Source organism: Candidatus Infernicultor aquiphilus (assembly GCF_002784285.1).
Classification (GTDB): Bacteria; Atribacterota; Phoenicimicrobiia; order Phoenicimicrobiales; family Phoenicimicrobiaceae; genus Infernicultor; species Infernicultor aquiphilus.
The window spans coordinates 2,971-3,734 of sequence record NZ_PFKO01000246.1 but is presented as its reverse complement, the minus strand read 5'-3'; the positions used below and the strand labels follow the sequence as shown (position 1 = coordinate 3,734).

General features: G+C 36.1%; 1 protein-coding gene. It reads right to left on the bottom strand.

What is annotated here, in order from left to right:
• Positions 1 to 7 precede the first annotated feature (7 nt).
• Positions 8 to 622 carry an NTP transferase domain-containing protein gene (locus COZ07_RS06610; RefSeq protein ID WP_406607780.1) on the bottom strand — a complete coding sequence of 205 codons (615 nt, stop codon included), beginning with the start codon at positions 620 to 622 and terminating at the stop codon, positions 8 to 10.
• Positions 623 to 764: the final 142 nt, after the last annotated feature.

The following is a 764-nucleotide window of genomic DNA, read 5'->3' as shown; positions in this document are numbered from 1 at the left end:
ACTTTATCTAAATCCTTCCTCTTTTATGAAGAGAATCAAAAATGGTTTTTATTTTCTCATAATCTTCTTCCCGATCAATATCTAAGAATATGGACTCATCTGGTATTTTAACCCTTTTTATTCTCTCGGGATGAGCTTTAATTAAAACTCTCCCTCCTACATCACCGGAAAGTTCCAAGAGTTCATCGCGCCAATAATTATCAAAAAGTACCGGATTTCCTGGCTTATCTTTATAAAAAGGAACTACTATCTCTTTTTTACCCGGAGTAAAAGCTTTAAGCATCTTAAATATTATAGAGGGATTAATTAAGGGTTGATCACCTAAAAGAATAAAAATTCCCTCTACCACCTCAGAAGAAATCTGATCAAGTGCTTTTCTTATAGAACTGCTCATCCCAGACCGGTATTCAGGATTAAGCACAATTTCAGCTCCCCAGCTCTCACCTATCTTGATCATCTCTTTATCTTCCGGGCGGACCACTAAAAAATATTTATCTAAAGGAGCTAACTTTACTGCTTGTAATACCCATTCTATCAGCTGCTTATCACCCAGAGGAAGGGTTAATTTTACTTTTCCCATCCTTTTACCTTCCCCTGCTGCTAAAATGATTCCACAAATCATAATGCTTTCTCCTCTTTTATTAACTCAATCACCACTTCCTTCTGGCCTGCAGCTCCTATAATTATATCACTAATTCTCTGGTGACAGGTCTTTAAAACTTGAAAAGTCAATTCTTCAGCCATTTTTCGGTTTTTAGAATCTT